This window comes from Marinicella gelatinilytica, assembly GCF_026410405.1.
GTDB classification, from domain to species: domain Bacteria; phylum Pseudomonadota; class Gammaproteobacteria; order Xanthomonadales; family Marinicellaceae; genus Marinicella; species Marinicella gelatinilytica.
In genome coordinates this window covers 71,587-89,468 of record NZ_JAPMLN010000010.1, presented here as the reverse complement: position 1 = coordinate 89,468, position 17,882 = coordinate 71,587, and the positions used below count along the sequence as shown (strand labels likewise).

At 43.0% G+C, this 17,882-nt stretch carries 15 protein-coding genes; 4 read left to right on the top strand and 11 right to left on the bottom strand.

Annotated elements, in window-relative coordinates; translation table 11 throughout:
- Window positions 1–7: 7 nt before the first annotated feature.
- From OS173_RS08120 to OS173_RS08085, 8 genes are all read right to left on the bottom strand, one after another.
- Window positions 8–1,165 (bottom strand): mechanosensitive ion channel family protein, encoded by a 1,158-nt coding sequence (locus OS173_RS08120; protein WP_267183774.1) that lies wholly within the window; start codon window positions 1,163–1,165, stop codon window positions 8–10.
- A 3-nt stretch (window positions 1,166–1,168) separates the two neighbouring features.
- Complete coding sequence (locus tag OS173_RS08115) at window positions 1,169–1,582, bottom strand: ClpXP protease specificity-enhancing factor (protein ID WP_267183773.1); 414 nt, start codon at window positions 1,580–1,582, stop codon at window positions 1,169–1,171.
- Between the two features lie 7 nt (window positions 1,583–1,589).
- Window positions 1,590–2,222 carry a glutathione S-transferase N-terminal domain-containing protein gene (locus OS173_RS08110; RefSeq protein WP_267183772.1) on the bottom strand — a complete coding sequence of 211 codons (633 nt, stop codon included), beginning with the start codon at window positions 2,220–2,222 and terminating at the stop codon, window positions 1,590–1,592.
- Window positions 2,223–2,379: 157 nt separating this feature from the next.
- Window positions 2,380–3,123: a cytochrome c1 gene (locus OS173_RS08105; RefSeq protein WP_267183771.1), complete on the bottom strand. Its 744-nt coding sequence runs from the start codon at window positions 3,121–3,123 to the stop codon at window positions 2,380–2,382.
- Window positions 3,120–4,355, bottom strand: a complete 1,236-nt coding sequence (locus OS173_RS08100) for a cytochrome b (RefSeq protein ID WP_456085709.1) — start codon at window positions 4,353–4,355, stop codon at window positions 3,120–3,122. The genes OS173_RS08105 and OS173_RS08100 overlap by 4 nt, the downstream gene beginning before the upstream one ends.
- An 8-nt stretch (window positions 4,356–4,363) precedes the next feature.
- Complete coding sequence (petA, locus tag OS173_RS08095) at window positions 4,364–4,951, bottom strand: ubiquinol-cytochrome c reductase iron-sulfur subunit (RefSeq protein WP_267183769.1); 588 nt, start codon at window positions 4,949–4,951, stop codon at window positions 4,364–4,366.
- 193 nt (window positions 4,952–5,144) lie between these two features.
- Window positions 5,145–6,560, bottom strand: a complete 1,416-nt coding sequence (locus tag OS173_RS08090; RefSeq protein WP_267183768.1) for a YcjF family protein — start codon at window positions 6,558–6,560, stop codon at window positions 5,145–5,147.
- A complete protein-coding gene (locus tag OS173_RS08085) occupies window positions 6,475–7,941 on the bottom strand; it encodes a GTPase domain-containing protein (protein ID WP_267183767.1) in 1,467 nt (488 codons plus the stop codon). Before OS173_RS08085 ends, OS173_RS08090 begins: the two co-directional genes overlap by 86 nt.
- Window positions 7,942–8,133: 192 nt before the next feature.
- On the opposite strand from OS173_RS08085, the gene hslV reads away from it, so the two are divergent.
- From hslV to plsB, 4 genes are all read left to right on the top strand, one after another.
- On the top strand, window positions 8,134–8,712 hold the full coding sequence (gene hslV, locus OS173_RS08080; protein ID WP_456085707.1) for an ATP-dependent protease subunit HslV: 579 nt from the start codon (window positions 8,134–8,136) through the stop codon (window positions 8,710–8,712).
- Window positions 8,713–8,821: 109 nt separating this feature from the next.
- Window positions 8,822–10,156: an ATP-dependent protease ATPase subunit HslU gene (hslU, locus tag OS173_RS08075; RefSeq protein WP_267183766.1), complete on the top strand. Its 1,335-nt coding sequence runs from the start codon at window positions 8,822–8,824 to the stop codon at window positions 10,154–10,156.
- 61 nt (window positions 10,157–10,217) lie between these two features.
- Window positions 10,218–11,045, top strand: coding sequence for a hypothetical protein (locus OS173_RS08070; protein ID WP_267183765.1), 828 nt, complete (start codon window positions 10,218–10,220; stop codon window positions 11,043–11,045).
- Between the two features lie 39 nt (window positions 11,046–11,084).
- Window positions 11,085–13,517, top strand: coding sequence for a glycerol-3-phosphate 1-O-acyltransferase PlsB (gene plsB, locus OS173_RS08065; RefSeq protein WP_267183764.1), 2,433 nt, complete (start codon window positions 11,085–11,087; stop codon window positions 13,515–13,517).
- 6 nt (window positions 13,518–13,523) lie between these two features.
- Here plsB and OS173_RS08060 read toward each other — a convergent pair whose 3' ends face one another.
- The 3 genes from OS173_RS08060 to OS173_RS08050 form a co-directional block, all read right to left on the bottom strand.
- Window positions 13,524–13,835 (bottom strand): FmdB family zinc ribbon protein, encoded by a 312-nt coding sequence (locus OS173_RS08060; protein ID WP_267183763.1) that lies wholly within the window; start codon window positions 13,833–13,835, stop codon window positions 13,524–13,526.
- 64 nt (window positions 13,836–13,899) lie between these two features.
- Window positions 13,900–16,149 (bottom strand): peptide MFS transporter, encoded by a 2,250-nt coding sequence (locus OS173_RS08055; RefSeq protein WP_267183762.1) that lies wholly within the window; start codon window positions 16,147–16,149, stop codon window positions 13,900–13,902.
- Window positions 16,150–16,177: 28 nt separating this feature from the next.
- A complete protein-coding gene (locus tag OS173_RS08050) occupies window positions 16,178–17,734 on the bottom strand; it encodes a peptide MFS transporter (protein ID WP_267183761.1) in 1,557 nt (518 codons plus the stop codon).
- Window positions 17,735–17,882: the final 148 nt, after the last annotated feature.

The window sequence follows — 17,882 nt, the reverse complement described above, 5'->3', positions numbered from 1 at the left end:
ACCGCTTTTACGAGGAAGATTCAGGGGATTTCAGGTTTTGTGGAAATTCCTTAATATACAAATCATGTTGGCTGAATGGAATTTCAATACCAGCGTCATTTAAGGCCTCATAAACATCCATAAATAACTCATGACGTAAACGACCACGTAGTACCGGCTCATTAATCCAGCACAGCAATTCAAAATCCAGCGATGATGCGCCAAAACTGCGCATACGAACCCGTGGCTCAGGATCATCCAAAACCTCTTTGTGATTGACGGCACATGATTTCAGGACATCGCATACCGCACGCACATCGGCACCATAGGCCACACCCACCGGAATACGTATTCGGCTTTTTACCCAGCGACCGCCACTTTCATTAATGATTTTAGCGTTGCCAATGATGTTATTGGGAATGGTGATTTCGATGTCATCCCGGGTGAGCAGACGGGTTGAACGCATACCTACTTGGGTTACCATGCCGCGCTCACCGGCATCTAAATTAACGTAGTCCCCCACTTTATAGGGTGCGTCTGCAATAATAAAGAAACCCGAAAATAAATTGGCCAGGGTGTCTTTGGCAGCAAAACCCACGGCAATACCAATTACACCGGCTGAGGCTAACCAGGCAGTGGGATCCACACCCCATAACATCAACAAAATGTACGAACCTAAACCAATCAGTAATAACTTACCGACTAAATCAAACAGCGGAATGGTTTTGGGTTGAATAATTTCGTACTTATGGGTGAGCTTAGATAAGGTATTCAACAATAAGGTCAATATACGAAACCCACGAAACATCCATGCCAATACCAACACAGAAGCCAGAAAACGAATCAGGCCTTTTTCCCAACCGTCACTTAGACCAATGGTTTTAATCGCCAGTCCTAAAAATAAAAAGAAAATGGTCAGGAAAATGGGGCGTTTAAGAATCTCGATTAATTCATCATCCACCTCATTTTTGGAAAGCTTGGTCAGTTGATTAAAACTTTTTGAAAAAATAAACAAAGCCACTTTGGCCAACACATAGCCAATGGCGGTAACAAGAACAAAACCCAATAGCGGAAATTGTTGGATTTGTTGCCAATAAGGCTCCCAGCTGTCTGGAATAAATCGGCCAAAACCATCAAACATGACCATGACATCGGTACCATTTTCAGCTGTTTGTGTGTCTTGCATAGATTAATCCACTAACTTCAAATGACCGGTTTTCTTTGTGGCTTTGGTTTTATCTTCCTGCTTATCTGACTGTTGATCACCGGAGTCATCAGATTCAATTTCAGCATCAGGATCAACATCAAACATCATACCTTTACTATTTTCCCTGGCGTAAATGGCGGTCACCGCCGCCATCGGAATCACCACCATAAATGGCCGCCCTGAAAAGCGGGCACTGAATGAAATAATTTCATCTTCCAAGGATAAACCCTGTGTGGCGGTCATGGATACATTCAACACCACTTTGCCATCTTCAATAGCGGTTTCCGGCACTTTTACACCGGCCACAGAAACATCAGCCACCACCAAAGGTGTCAGTTGATTATCACTAATCCATTGATACAGTGCCTCAATTAAATAAGGCTTTACTGAAGTCATGTTATCATCAAAAATCAAAACGAAACTCTCTTTCTGTTTCTGTAATACTGGTTCTAAAAGCGTTACTCTTAAACATACGGTGAGCGTATTTTCTTAAATCATCCGGTAAGGATGGCCACTGAACACCATAATATTCCAAGCGCCATAAAAATGGCACCAAATTGGTATCCACTAAAGACATGTCATCGTGTAAGAAATATTCTTGCTGGGCAAACAAAGGTCCGGTTGCAGCCAATTCTTCAGTCAATGCTTTAATGGCATCATCCTTTTTCTTACCGGTGTTATTCTCAATTATTTTGACGTAAGAAAACCACCCTTGCTCCAAACGATAGACGGTAAAGCGTAACCGCGCTCGGGTCATCGGATCAGGTGGTAACAACGGTGGATGTGGGTAACGCTCATCCAAGTACTCGGTAATAACCTGGACGCCGAAAACATGCATATCTCTGTCCACCAAATGAGGTATCTCTAATCCCGGATTATGTGCCAGCAAATCCTCAGGCGGATTGCTTTTATCGATAGAGATAATCTTGCAGTTGATGTTTTTTGTTGCCAATAAATAGCGAATTCTGTGTGAATCAAACGCCTCTTTTTCTGAATATATTGTAATGATTGATCGACCACGTTCAATAGTTGACACCTGCTTTCTCCTTATGGGTGAGACCAGTTTATGGTTCTAAAAAAGTCTCGATTAAATGCAAAAAGGGTTTTTGCGATCCTAAGAACCACGAAAAACCCTTGATTTTAGCAAATTTTTACTTTTTTGTTAAATTAGCTTTGCTTAACTTGATACAGATTTAGTGAATATCTCTGAAATAATTCACCTTTAACAAGTAGGCAAAAAATGTAAATAATGCCGTAAACAGAAGCACCCAAGGTGCATACGACATACGAATAAGCTGTGCCGGTTCTGAGGAATAATCTAAAAAGTTAACCAAATCCCGAACCAAGTCCTTATAAGCTTCTTCACTTAACTGCCCTTCTTCAACGGTTTCAAAGCCGGTTAACTCAGCGTGGCTATTACCTTCTGCATCGACTTCCTCGTTATAATTAGCCTTGCGGATACCTTGTAACTCCCATAACACATGAGGCATTGAGGTATTTGGAAATGTGGCATTGTTCCAACCACTGGGTCGGCTTGGATCAACATAATAATTAATTAAAAAATTATACAGCCAATCAACGCCACGGGCTTTGGCAATCACAGTTAAATCAGGTGGCGCTTTACCAAACCATTGTTCACCATGCTCTTTGCTCATGGCATTGGTCATTTTGTCGGTAAACTTGGCATCTGTTAATACCAAGGATTCCATCATCTCGTCCTCGGTCAAACCCAAATCTTCCGCCACACGGTTGTAGCGCTGAAATTGCATGGTATGACAACCCATACAATAATTCATGAAGGTTTTTGCACCTTTTTGTAAAGAGGATTGCGATCTTATATTGGTATTTGCCGGCTCACCGATATAAGCACCGCCGGCAGCAGAAGCCACCACAGGAATCGTCATACACAGCAAAAGTAGTATTGATTTTTTCATCATTTTTCTATCCTCTCTGGGACTTCGTGATAGGTCTCGTTGCGACTGTAAAAGAACAACCATACGAAATAGAAGAAATAAAAGCCGGTTAAGATTTGCGCCGTTAACTTCTGCAACTCACTGCCTGCCTGCATACCCAGCCAGCCCAAAACCACAAAGGCTAAGGCAAACAAGCTAAGCATTAATTTATAAGGCCAGCGGCGGTAACGAATGGATTTTACCGGAGAACGGTCCAACCAAGGCAAGAAGAATAACACCACAATCGCTAAGGCCATTATAAGTGCACCGATTTGCATACTTGGTACGGCGCGTAACATGGCATAAAAAGGCGTGAAATACCACACCGGTTTAATGTGGTCAGGCGTCGATGACGGGTCAGCCGGCACATAGTTATCATGCTCTAAGAATAAACCACCCATGTCAGGCTTCACAAACACAATAAACAAGAAAATTAATAAAAACATACCAACACCAAAAATATCTTTAACGGTGTAGTAAGGATGGAAAGGAATACCGTCTTTGGGCACGCCGTTTTCATCTTTGTGTTTTTTAATGTCAATACCTTCAGGGTTGTTAGAACCAACGGTGTGTAAAGCAGCGATGTGAAGCACCACCAAAACCACAATAACCAATGGTAAAGCAATCACATGTAACGCAAAGAATCGATTTAAAGTGGCATCTGATATCAGGTAATCACCACGGACCCACTCAACCAAGGAATCACCCACCCATGGCACAGCGGCAAACAATTGGGTAATTACTTTAGCACCCCAATAAGACATGTTACCCCAAGGCAAAACATAACCCATAAAGGCTTCAGCCATTAATGCCAAATAGATAATCATGCCAAACACCCAGATTAATTCCCGAGGTTTTTTATAAGAACCGTATAACAAGCCACGGAACATATGCAGATAAATGACCACAAAAAAGGCAGAAGCACCGGTGGTGTGCAGGTAACGAATTAACCAACCCCAAGGCACATCACGCATGATATATTCCACCATACCAAAGGCTTGGGCCGCATCAGGCTTATAGTGCATGGTCAGCCAAATACCGGTAACAATCTGATTAACCAGTACCAGTAAAGCTAACGAGCCGAAAAAATACCAGAAGTTAAAGTTCTTCGGCGCATAATATTCAGACAGATGATCTTTGTAGAACTGAGTAACCGGTAACCGTGCATTAAACCAATCCATGATTCCGTTACTGCTTTTAGTTCTTGAACTAGCAATTTTACCCATTAGGCGGCACCTCCATCCGTTCCAATTTCGATGATGTTTTCATCTAAAAAGGTATAAGGGGGAATATCTAAGTTTCGACTCGCCGGCGAACCCTTGTAAACCCGACCAGAAATATCGAACCGAGAATTATGACAGGGACAGTAAAAGCCACCTTGCCATTCACTGTCAAATGACTGTGGTTCTAAATCAGGATAATACTTAGGCGAACAGCCTAAATGGGTACAGATACCGATAACAACCAATAAGTTTTCTTTACGTGCTCGGTATTTATTATCGATGTAATCAGGTTGTATGCTGGCGCTGTCATTCGGATCTTTTAAACGATCTTCCAAACTGTCTAAGACAGCGGTTTGTTTTTCAGTGCGATTAACCAGAAAAACCGGTTGTCCACGCCACAAAACATTAAGCATTTGACCCGGTTCGATTTTGGAATAATCTGCTTTAACCGGACTACCGGCAGCTTTTGCCCGTTCTGATGGCAGCCATGATTTAATAAAAGGTACGGCTGCAAAACCGGCACCGATGGCACCAACTGCAGATGTTCCGATTAATAAATTACGGCGGCTTTTATTGACATTATCAGTCATTGAATTAACCCCTAATGTGATAAAACCCACAGCAACTCGCCATTATGGCCAGCCGCTTGAGTCAAAAATATAGCTAATAAACTCGCGCAATTTTACAAGATTTTAATGTTATTTCATAGCGATGAGACGAGATTATCAAGATAATTAGAGATAAAACCCTTGGTTTGAGCGGCTAAATAACAACCATTATCATTTATTTTTCAGAATCAGGTGACTTTGACTTTATGAGTGCCAAGATTTGACTTCTGGCTTCCTGTAAAATCGAATCACGATCTAATTGTTTCACTATATTTTTTGCCACTTGCTTAGGACCATCATCGCCCCATGAATAACCCTGAACAAAGTAATAACTGGCAATTTTACCCACCAAGTAAGTGGCATAATAAGCCAAGGAACCTTGGGCCACCGCTGTCACCGATGTGGACAAACCAACGCTCACCGTTTTAAGTGCGGAAGACAGTAAATTTACCCCCCACACAGCCCCCATTAACAGTGCCAGCTGTGCCATTATTGTGGCCGTTAAACGGGCCGCTTCAGCACGACCCATGGGCAGACCATAGAGTTTTGATAATTGCCTAACCATAGCCACATCAACGCCTGCAGCCACCAACAAATCAGCAACGGGTATGGGATTAAAGGCCACACCGACTCCTTTGGCAATACAATAGGTACGGATAATTTTATCGGCAGCTTGTGCCCGCGCCGCGACCATTTTTTCGGCAATGTTGTCACTGATTTGACCTGCAAACAGACTGGCATTTATGGCAGTGATGGCTTTACCCTCTTTATCTAACAACTGCCACAATTGTTGTTTAAGTTCATCAATATCAGGTGGCAATGCCTGTTGGCTTGTCTGTTCATTACCATCGTTATCGGTGGTTATAACTGTGACCGGCCGCGGATTGGCACTGGCAGTGACCACGGCATGACAGAGACCTGTCAACTTTTGTGTTACGCTTGCTTTCAACCGAGCCAGCTCATCATGGTGATATAAATCCGCTTTATTAATCACCACTATCACCAAACGATGCGGATTGCTGATTGATTGTAACTGCTTTAACTCGGAAGCGCTGACATCGCCGTCCAACACAAACAACATGACATCTGCTAATTTGGCCGCTTCCCGCGCCATGGCTTCACGTGCCTCTCCACCAAGCTCATCAGTGCCTGGGGTATCAATTAATACCATGGATTGCTGACGGTGGCTTTGCCAATCCATGGGGTGGGTGTGTTTGGTCTCTCCATGCAATGGACTGACGGAGAAATAATCAGTTCCAGACAAGGCATTTAATAAAGAAGACTTGCCGGTACTGACTTGACCAAAAGCCACGATATGAACCGCACTGTTTTCCAGTTTATCTATTAACTTTTCAAGCTGTCTATACTCCTTCGCCAATTGATTACGAACAGACGCAGGAATATGTTCATCATGCAACAATTTGCGTAAACTATCCAAAGCCTGCTGCTCAGGATTGAACGACGAAGTTTGCATCTCGTCATCTATAGAATCATTGACTGATTGTTTAGTCGCTGTTTTGGCTTGATTTTTTGGCTTTGACGGCGAGCGCCATTTGTGCCAGATTTTTTGCCATTTTGTCAGAAGATCCAAGTAAGTTATCCTCAAAAATTTGTTTGGTTTGTTCGCTGTCTAAGCGTCCGGTTTCATTAATTGTGGTCAGCACCGCCCGACCTAAGGCATTAAAAATTAAACCATAGGCCACCGCATGTAACAACCCACCGGCTGCGGTGCCGAGCCCGGGGAATGATTTGAACGCATTTCCGGCCACTGCCAATACCATAGAGGTGGAGGTTTTCAGTTTACTACCCGCTGCCCGTAAAATTTCATCAACTTGTAACTGTTTAATTGGCACCTTATAAATTTGGCAAAGCTCTTTAACCATTTGGCTACCGATGGCGCCTTGAATAATGATATCAGATCCCGGTGCAATCGATGCCATGGCACCAACCATGGCTCGCCTACTATGACGCTCAATGGTACGCATGGCTGCTAATTTATTGTGTTCGGCCGTGGCTTCCGTGAGTGTGCGCTCTGCCAACATCAGCATTCCGGCATCTCGAAAACGGTGCAAACTTTCACTGTCCTCGGCAATGACTCTTTTCACCGCTCGAATTAAGGGAGCGATGTCAGGCTGACGGGTAATTGTCTCTGTTAGTTGACGACCATCCGGCTGCTTTCTGATAACAGTATCAAAACCACCCGTAGAAATGGCAACCACCGGATACTTGTGTTCCGTCTTATCGGCTATGGCTTGTTTAATCTGTTGCAATTCTTCCAACTGGTAGCGATCAGACTTATTTAAAGCAATCACCATCGGCTTATGCCAGTCCTTTAAAGATTCAAAGAACATCATTTCCGAACGACTAAAATCGCCGCTAAGCATGAATATCACCACATGCGCACGGCGACTTTCAGCCAGAGCCAGACGGCTCAAGTGATCTTGTTCAATGGCATCAAAACCGGGTAAATCAGTGACTTCCAAGTTTTCATGTTGATAACGCAACACCTCTAATGTGGTGCCTTTAATCACATCGATTTCAGTATGGGCTGTCGGAATTAATGCCTGAATAAATGATGACTTACCGCTGGAAGCACCACCAAACAAACAGATATAAAAACGCTTATTTTGGCGACGTCGCTGTAGCTCATCAAGCTCTTGTTGTGCCGAGGTAATGTCAATACCTCGGCTTTGTGCCGTTTCTAACGCCTGTTGTAAACCCGCCTCATCAATGATTTTTGGTTTCTTTTCTGACTGATTTTTTGGACGTGTCCACTTAAACCACATCCACAGCGGCAGTAAAGCCACAATCATAATGGCTAACGCGTACAGCAGCCAAAACCACACTGGTGCCTGTTGTAAATAATGCCAAATGCTCAACAGCTTTTCAGCCAACACCAGCATTAACAATAACAGTAATAAACCCAGTGTCAATAACACCACGGCAAGAATTGATTTTGAATTTAATTTCATGGGTTTATTATAGTGTGCCCCACCGCAAAGTATAAACTGCCATTGGTCATAAATTGACAGGCAAGATCATTGTAATAATCTGAGATGCGGAAAAAGGCCAACAGTAGAGCCTTTGGTTTTAATTCGATTCACCATTAATACAAAGGTCTCTATTTAAATTTGACTTGAATTTTAGCCGGCACAACCCATTTCTTGGATTACCTTAATACACCCAATACCATGAAAGAATCCATGCACAATTATCGCGGTACCACCATTGTTAGTTACCGCAACGACAAACAAGTGGTTATCGGCGGAGATGGTCAAGTGACGCTTGGCAACACCATCATGAAATCCAATGCCCGTAAAATACGCAGACTTTACAACAACCAAGTATTGGCCGGTTTTGCCGGTGCCACTGCCGATGCCTTCACACTATTTGAAGTGTTTGAAGCTAAACTGGAAAAACACTCCGGCAATCTGGTCCGTTCTGCCGTGGCCATGGCCAAAGAATGGCGAACTGATCGCCGCTTGGGCCGTTTAGAAGCGCTCTTAGCAGTCGCCGATAAAACAACATCACTCATTATTTCCGGAAATGGTGACGTGATTGAACCGGAACAAGGACTGATTGCCATTGGCTCAGGCGGTCCATTTGCCCAAGCCGCTGCCCTGGCCATGATGAAAAACACCGAAATACCGGCTGAACAACTGGTTAAAGATGCCTTAACCATTGCTGCCGATATTTGTATATATACCAACCATAATCACACCATTGAAACATTAGATATTTAACCAAACCTTTGTTTTGACTGGTGAATTTTTAATTGCCCTCACGGGCATCACTGATGGCTTTTTTGTAAAACCACATCATCAAAACAAAGCTTTTAAATAAGGAAACATTATGTCGAACATGACACCCAGAGAAATCGTCCAAGAACTGGATAAACATATTATTGGTCAAAGTCAGGCCAAGCGAGCCGTTGCCATCGCTTTGCGAAATCGATGGCGCCGGATGCAATTAGACCCTAAGCTGGCGAAAGAAATTACCCCTAAAAACATTCTTATGATTGGCCCCACCGGTGTCGGCAAAACCGAGATTGCCCGACGTTTAGCGGTGTTGGCCGATGCCCCGTTTATAAAAGTAGAATCCACAAAATTCACTGAGGTGGGCTATGTGGGTAAGGATGTGGAATCCATAATTCGTGATCTGGTGGAAACTTCCATGAAAAGAACCCGTGAAGCCGCCAAACGTAAAGTCGTGAAAAGTGCTGAAGCGGCTGCCGAACAACGTATTTTAGACTATTTACTACCACAACGCAGTGGCAGCACCATTCCCGGAGAACAGGATGGAGAGCGTGATCATGCCACGCGTCAAAAATTCTTAGAACGCCTTCGCAATGGTGATTTAGAAGATAAAAAAATAGAAATCAAAGTCAGTCAAAATCTCGGTGTGGACATCATGGGACCACCGGGTATGGAAGAAATGACCGATCAATTGCAAAATATGTTCGAAAGCATGGGTCGCAAAAAACAACAAACAAAGAAACTGACCATCAAAGCCGCGCGACCGATATTGGTGGAAGAAGAAGCGCAAAAACTCATTAACGAAGAAGAAATCAAGCACCAAGCACTGCAAAACGCCGAACAAAACGGCATCGTCTTTTTGGATGAAATTGATAAAGTGGCTAAAGGCAGTGGATTAGGCGACTCTGGTCAGGTTTCTCGAGAAGGTGTTCAGCGTGACTTGTTACCGCTTATTGAGGGCACTGTGGTCAACACCAAATACGGCCAAATTAAAACTGACTATATCTTATTTGTCGCTTCAGGGGCCTTTCACCTGGCCAAACCATCTGATTTAATCCCCGAATTACAGGGTCGATTACCCATTCGTGTTGAGTTACGGGCCCTCACCAGTAAAGATTTTGAACGTATTTTAACAGAACCAAAACACTCACTCACTGAGCAATACAGGGCCTTAATCGGTACCGAAGATGTGGATTTGATATTTACCGAAGATGGTATTCGACGCATTGCTGAAATATCGTTCTCTGTCAATGAAAGCACTGAAAACATCGGTGCCAGACGTTTACACACAGTGCTTGAGAAAATACTTGATGAGGTGGCATTTGTCGCCAGCGATAACGCCGGTAAAGAATATGTTATCAATGCTGAATTGGTTGATAAAACCGTCGGTGAATTGGCGAAAGATGAAGACCTAAGCCGCTATATTTTATAGTGAAGCTTGTGAATAAATCCATTAACAGGGATAATATGTCTCTTTTTAAACGATAACGACAATGAAAACACGATTTCGCAATACTTTTCTTCTGACCTTCACCGCGCTGTTTTTAATAAGCTGTGGCAGCGACGATGCCGGCCAAATTGATACCTCTGATTTGGACAAAAATACGCCTGATGGCGCTTTTTTATTAACCATGAATACGCTGGCTGAAAGCGACATTCAGGCCGCTGTTAAAAATAGTTTATCGCAAGATAAATATAACGAACTGGTCACTGAATTTGAAGCCAAGAAAAATGAACCTATGGATGCTGAACAGAAAGCTCAGTTTAATGAAGGTTTGGCTTTGATTAACCAAGATGACGCAGAACAACAATTGTTTGCCATGATTGCGCCGCAACTCACCCAAGTACGTGCTTTTATGCCAATGATGCTAATGGGTGCCAAAGACCAAATCAGCCAACAATTGGGGGCCGACAAGACCAGCTTGGCGCCGCGTTGTAACAGTAACTCGGAAGTGGTTGACGCCACCGTTACCTGGATTATGGACAACGATATCTTGCAAGAAGATAAAGTTAAAAACAGCATCGCCGAGTTGGTCGCCATGGGTCGTGATTTAGACTTGTCATCTGCAGATGATTTACAAAATCTTAATTTTGATGAAGCCTTAGAAATGGGTGGTCAAGTTTTTAGTGGATTCAAGAACGCACTGAATGCGCACGGCATTGACGTCAATGCCATATTAAGTTCAGCTCAGGTCTCTGACGTTACCATCAATGGCGAACAAGCCACCATGATCGCCAGTTATGAGGTTTTTGGTAAAACCGCTTGCAGTCCTGTTACCATGATTAAACGTGATGGTATTTGGGTTGTTAACCCACAATAAATGAACATTAAGGGCTGATTCGTCAGCCCTGTCTGACTTATGTCGCTTCTCAGTAAATTACTCTATCTTCGGGTACGCGTTGAATACAGCCCGGATGATTTGAGCACCTTAGGTGTGGCAGCCGATAAACCGTTTATGTACGTATTATCGGCTGACTCCATGGTATCACGCAGTATTTTGCTTGAGGAAATCAGACGGGGTCATTTGCCTGTACCGGTCGCCGTTATCGATGACGACCAGACATCAACCAAACTCAAAGCTGACAGCAGTATATTGGCCAATAAAAAAATCACCGGCCTGTTCCGACGTCGCGTAGATTATCTTCATTTTGAACAACAGCTTGAAGAACTGATACAAACCATTCGCCAAAATCCCGATAAATCTTTACAGCTTATACCGGTTTCCGTATTTTTAGGGCGGGCACCTGACAAAAATCACGGCCTATTTAAAATATTGTTTTCTGAACGCTGGGGAATCACCGGACGATTACGAAAGTTTTTCAGTATTTTGGCTCATGGCAATCACACATTGGTGCGTTTAAGCCGGCCGATTGTGGTTGATAAAAATTTAGACAACAGGGAAGATGATTCAAAGGCCCTGTCACATAAATTATCTCGTGTTCTTCGCTTGCATTTTAATCGGGTTAAAACCGCAGTGGTTGGTCAAGACCTATCGCATCGCCGGACCATCGCCAAAAACATCTTGGCTCGGCCTTTGGTACAGACTGAAATTAAAAACTACGCTGTGCGACAAAAAGTTTCCGAGGATAAAGCCCAGCGAGAAGCTGAAAAAATTATCCGTGAAATCGCGGCTGATTACTCTTACAGTAATATCCGTTTAATGCATAAAGTGTTTCGTTGGTTCTGGACCCGTGTTTACGATGGTGTTAAATTAAATTTTTATGCAGAATTTCGTGGCTTAACCACCGAAAAGGAAATCATATACACCCCTTGTCATCGCAGTCACATTGATTATTTAATCCTGTCTTATTCACTCTACGAAAAGGGCTTGGTTCCGCCTCACATAGCTGCCGGCATAAACTTAAATCTACCCATCATAGGCCGTCTTCTCCGTGGGTCAGGCGCATTTTTTATTCGACGCTCATTTAATTCGACTTTATATTCCACCATTTTTTCTGAATATTTAAGCTCTTTAATCGCCCACGGCGTGTCCATTGAATACTTTATTGAAGGTACCCGCAGTCGCACCGGTCGATTACTGCACCCAAAAGCCGGCATGTTAGCCATGACAGTGCGTAGTTATATCAATGAACGTGGTAAACCCTTGGTATTCCTGCCCGCCTCATTGAACTATGAAAAACTCATGGAAGGCGCTTCCTACAAATCAGAACTAGGCGGTGAGGCCAAGAAAAAAGAATCCATTGGCGGTCTTTTCAAAACTTTAAAACTTCTCAAAGATGAATATGGACGGCTGACAGTTAATTTTGCCGAAGCCATTGAGCTGGATGATATTTTGGACAAACATAAAGCTGATTGGCGTAACCTGCGCTTAGGTGTTAAGGAAAAACCCACTTGGTTTAAAAATGTGGTTTCAGAAGCCGGCAACCTCATTTTGACAAATATTAACAGGGCATCACATGTCAACCCCATTAATTTACTGGCAGTGAGTTTATTGGCCACACCCAATCAAGCTGCCTCAATGTCAAATTTAATGGCACAAATTCATCTCTATAAAACCTTATTGCGCGACCTTCCTTATTCTGACAGAACCACCATCACCAACTTATCAGAAAAAGAAATTATCGATCAAGGTATAAAACTGGGGTTTATTGAGCAAGTTTCACATGATCTTGGCGATGTTGTTAGGGTGAAGCAGGATATGGGCGTGATGATGACTTATTACCGCAATAATGTACTGCATCTTTTTGCTGCCAGTTCTTTTATTGCCATGTTTTTTATTAACCAGGCCAAATACCCGCGTAAAGATTTATTACGGATGATGGCCATTATTTACCCATACATTAAAAATGAATTATTTTTGCAGTGGTCTCGCGAAGAATTCATTGATTATGGCCGGCAAACCCTCAAAATATTCAAGGACCATGATTTATTACAATCTGACGGACGACAATTACAGCGTCATGTGGGCGGCTCTTTACAAGCAGGAAAGTTAAGGGTGCTGGCCAATGCCCTGATGCAAACCTATGAACGGTTTTTTATTGTCATTGCGGTGCTTAAATCAAAAGGTTCCGGTACCCTAACAGCAAATGATCTGGAATCTTTATGCCATCAAATTGCCAGTCAATTGACTTTACTATACGAGTTTAACTCTCCAGACTTCTTTGACAGAAATCTCTTCAAACATTTTATTAAGCAACTCAGCGAAGAAGCCATCATAGAAATTGATGATACAGGTAAAATCATTCTGACTGAAAATTTAGAACCCATGTACCAGGGTTCGAAAGCCATCTTATCCCGGCGTATTCGTCACAGCATTCTTTCGCTGATTTAAACGGCATTAATCCTTAAGATCTTTGGCATTGAACTGATCAGGGCCTTGCTTGCCGGCGGTTTTCTCGTATTGGCCCGGCCCCACTTTGCGATACTGGGTAAAACCTTGTTTACTTATATTTTTCTCACTCAGCGTGTGCCCACCACCACTGGTTAAGCCGGTATGAACATGTACCGCTGTGATAATTTTGTTAACTGGCACACCACATTCAGGACAGTGTTGTAACGGAACATCCGTTATTTTTTGGCGCAACTCAAAACCGTGGCGACACAGGTCGCAACCGTTTTGTTCTGTTTGTCGATAACAATATATTGGCATGGTGCGATAAGAAAAGCCCTTAAAGTGTTTGTCTTTAAGGGCTTAACTGAACATAAAGACAGGTTTAATGTAAGCCCTTCATGCCTTTTTTCAATAGCGGACTCAGCAGCAACAACACCAAACCAAAACCAACACCTAAATACAATAAGGTGGTCCACAGTTCGTTATATTTATCTAATTGTTGCGACACTGTAAGCGTGGTTAACTCTTCGGGGTCAAGCGCTGCAATTTTAGCCAACAACACGGCCACCACTTCCGATAAGGAAGTGGCCAAGAACCAAACGCCCATAACCATACTCACCACACTCTTAATGGACAGCTTAGTCACCGCCGATAAACCGACCGGCGATAAACTTAATTCGCCTGTGGTATGCAGCAAGTATGCCAACATTAACCAAACCCAAGCAACTTTACCGGACGCATCAGGCATTAAGGCGCCGATCAATAAAGCCCCAAAACCCAAGCCCACTTGTATAAGACCTAAGGAAAATTTCACCGGCGTGCTGGGATCTAAATTAACCCGCGCCAATTTAACCCATAAAGCGGCAAATAAAGGCGCTAAAGTAAAGATAAATAAGGCATTGAGTGAACCAAATTGTCCGGCTGTGGGTTCAATCACAAGACGCTCAACTTCACCATCTGCCAAACCGCCCAAATGGAACAAACCATAATAAGCACAGATACCACCAACAATCAGCATGGTCACGGCTATAATGCTGATACTGGCGGCCGATGAGGTGGCATCTGTTTGGGTAATGGTGGTGGCTTTATCACGGTTAAAGAAAAACCCGATTAATATAAAGGCCAAGGACATGGCTTTAACCACCGATGTTAACAGCAGCAAAAAGATACCTAAATAAGAAAAATAGGTAATCCACTCACCGCCAAATTGATAAATAACCACACCCAGCACCAATACAATATCAACCAAACCCACCAAAACGGTCGGCATTAACACGGATCTTAATGGACTGTTATGAATACGGCGATAGGCATTGGCTGTTTTAAAACCTAAAGCGGCAATGGCAAATGAAATCACGGCCAGCACATAAAACAACCAGGCATCACCATTGGTTAATTCAGCATTGATTAAACGACGATCAATGACCCGATCGGCAAATAAAGTCATGGAACTGGCCGACTGTTCAAACAGCGCCCAAAACACAATGGTGGAAACAATTAAAAACATCAACACAATCATGCGCGAGTAACTTTCGCCTGAAGTTTTCAAAAAACCGTATATGCTAAAAGCAATAATCATGCCCAGCAGTACATAGGCCAACGGTTCAATCCATTCAGCAAAAGTATTAAAGACAGCCACCTGACTCAGCAGCGAGTCCGGAAAATGATCGATGGTAAAACCAATCACAGCCAGCAATCCAAAGATAATAATCACTGCGGCAAAAATCTTTGCCAAGCCGCGATTCTGATCTTCGTTTTTATAAAACATGGCATAGTAGGTCAATCCCACCACCGCCATCAATAGGAATAAATTTTGGGTAAAAAATACAATGGCAATTTTCTGCACCAAAAACCAAATGAGAACCAACGACAGGACGGAAACAATATAAATGCCCCACTCCTTATTAATTGGCCCCAGAAAAGATTCTTTTAAAACCTTCGGATTATTCGGCTCAGCATGTCCATACAGATATTTTTGACCCCATAAAAAAGTCACTAAACCAATCAACATACCTAAACCGGCGGCACCAAAACCATAACTCCAACCATAGGTTTCGCCCAACCAGGCACAAATAATTGTGGCCACAAACGAGCCAATGTTAATACCTTGGTAGAAAATCGTGAAACCCGAATCACGGCGCGGATCATCTTCATGGTATAACTTACCAACAATGGTTGAAATATTGGGTTTTAAAAAACCAACCCCCAAAACAATTAAAGCCAAAGCCAAATAAAACACATTAATGGCAAACTGATCACGCATCACTTCACCGGCCACCATGGTCGCTTTGGTGCCTTCCACCGCCATCAATAAGTGACCCATCACCAATAATACGCCACCGAAGATAACGGCCTTGCGCATACCTAAATAACGGTCCGCCAATAAACCACCCACCAGTGGTAAGGCATACACCAAACCAGCATAAGCGCCGACGATACCCAATCCATTTTCATCGGTAAATAGATGGTATTTGGTTAAATAAAGCAACAGCAGGTATTTCATGCCGTAGAACGAAAAGCGCTCCCATAGTTCTGTGGCAAAACACACATACAAACCAATGGGATGTCCCCACAAGGTTTTATAGTCTTTGCCATCACCTGTGGTGGCCGAACCAATTACATCAGTTGTCATTTATTCACTCCTCTTATTAGATGATAAGTTAATGGATACCGTGCATACGTTTGCGCAACCAGGGCGACAACACCATCATCAATACACCGGCAGCGATTGGAATGGCGGTAAAGATCATAAAGAATCCAGATAAGCCCATGCTGGCATTAATGTCATCAATATAGCTGGCGGTATAACCACCAACTAAATTAGCCACGAAATTAGCCAGAAACCAGACCCCAAACATAAGACCCAACAGTTTTTTCGGCGCCAATTTGCTGACATAAGATAAACCCACTGGAGACAAACACAGTTCACCGGTGGTGTGGAAAAAGTAAGCAGCAATCAACCAAAATATGGAAACAGAAGCGGTGGCAGCACCCATTTGAATACCGCTGGCGCCATAAGCTAAAAAGCCAAAACCAATACCCAAAAGCACCAAGCCCAAAGCAAATTTGGCCGGTCCTGATGGATTAAAGCGGGTTTCCCAAAGTTTAGAAAATAAAGGTGCCAAGGTAATAATAAAAAACGAATTTAACACCCCAAACCAGGAAGCCGGTATCTCAATTTGGTCAGTTGAAGTAAATTCACTATACACCTTCCAAATCACAATACCCCAAATAATGGCAAAACTAGTGCCTAAAAAGATATTCGATAACGGTATCGTTTTAAAAGTCCGTTTAAACAATAAAATCAACACCCATGTCACCACAGCCACCGGTAAAACAGTCAGGAAAAAGTTAGACCATACATAGATTGTGGCAGGTAATCCGGTTAATAAGCGACCGGTATAATCTTTGGCAAATATCGTCATGGAGCTTCCGGCTTGCTCAAAAGCCCACCAAAACACCACCACAAATAAAGCAAAAACCGCAATCACCAATAAACGATCTTTCTCTTGTTTATTTAAAGGGTGGTCTTGGATTTCATGAATATCTTCAGCGACATTAACCCGCATTGGCTTGTCACCATTAGAGCCTAACAGCTTTTGGGCAAAGTAAAACTGCAGTAACCCGAAAAACATAAACACCCCGGCCAGCCCAAATCCATAAGACCAGCCAACCATTTCACCGACATAACCGCACAGCATAATACCCAAAAAAGCACCGGCATTGATTCCCATATAAAAAATGGTGTAGGCGCTGTCCTTCTTTTTATCATCCTTATAGAGACCTCCCACCATCGAAGAGATATTGGGTTTAAACAAACCATTACCGGCCACCAGTAAAGCCAGTCCTAAATAAAAACTGCTTTGCGTTTCAAAAGCCAGCGAACCGTGGCCTAAGGTCATTAATAAAGCACCCCAAACAACAGCACTTCTAAAACCCATGTAACGGTCGGCTAACCAACCACCAATTAAAGGCGTTAAATAAACCAAACCGGTGTACCAGGCATATAAAATACCCGCATTCTCTCTGGACCAACCCCAACCACCATCTGAAATGGCAGTTACCAAAAACAGCACCAGCAAAGCCCGCATACCATAGAAGCTAAAACGCTCCCACATTTCAGTAAAAAATAAAATAAAAAGCCCCGCCGGATGATTCATTACTTGGGGATTGAGGTTAGCTGTAGAGGCTGATAAAGGATTTGTGTTTGCAGTCATAGAATTTATTTATTTAGGCTTAGAAAATATCTGATATCGGGTGTTTTACATGACCCGAATCAGCCAAAGGCATAGATATTACCATAAAAAAAACGCCATCTGGTTGACTTATTTAACGAGATTGTAACGAAAGATCCCAATCAAATAT

What these genes read in the sequence shown, in the direction of transcription:
- OS173_RS08120 (WP_267183774.1), bottom strand. Translation starts at nt 1,165, where the DNA reads ATGCAAGACACACAAACAGCTGAAAATGGTACCGATGTCATGGTCATG.
- OS173_RS08115 (WP_267183773.1), bottom strand. Translation starts at nt 1,582, where the DNA reads ATGACTTCAGTAAAGCCTTATTTAATTGAGGCACTGTATCAATGGATT.
- OS173_RS08105 (WP_267183771.1), bottom strand. Translation starts at nt 3,123, where the DNA reads ATGATGAAAAAATCAATACTACTTTTGCTGTGTATGACGATTCCTGTG.
- petA (WP_267183769.1), bottom strand. Translation starts at nt 4,951, where the DNA reads ATGACTGATAATGTCAATAAAAGCCGCCGTAATTTATTAATCGGAACA.
- OS173_RS08085 (WP_267183767.1), bottom strand. Translation starts at nt 7,941, where the DNA reads ATGAAATTAAATTCAAAATCAATTCTTGCCGTGGTGTTATTGACACTG.
- hslU (WP_267183766.1), top strand. Translation starts at nt 8,822, where the DNA reads ATGTCGAACATGACACCCAGAGAAATCGTCCAAGAACTGGATAAACAT.
- OS173_RS08070 (WP_267183765.1), top strand. Translation starts at nt 10,218, where the DNA reads ATGAAAACACGATTTCGCAATACTTTTCTTCTGACCTTCACCGCGCTG.
- plsB (WP_267183764.1), top strand. Translation starts at nt 11,085, where the DNA reads ATGTCGCTTCTCAGTAAATTACTCTATCTTCGGGTACGCGTTGAATAC.
- OS173_RS08060 (WP_267183763.1), bottom strand. Translation starts at nt 13,835, where the DNA reads ATGCCAATATATTGTTATCGACAAACAGAACAAAACGGTTGCGACCTG.
- OS173_RS08055 (WP_267183762.1), bottom strand. Translation starts at nt 16,149, where the DNA reads ATGACAACTGATGTAATTGGTTCGGCCACCACAGGTGATGGCAAAGAC.
- OS173_RS08050 (WP_267183761.1), bottom strand. Translation starts at nt 17,734, where the DNA reads ATGACTGCAAACACAAATCCTTTATCAGCCTCTACAGCTAACCTCAAT.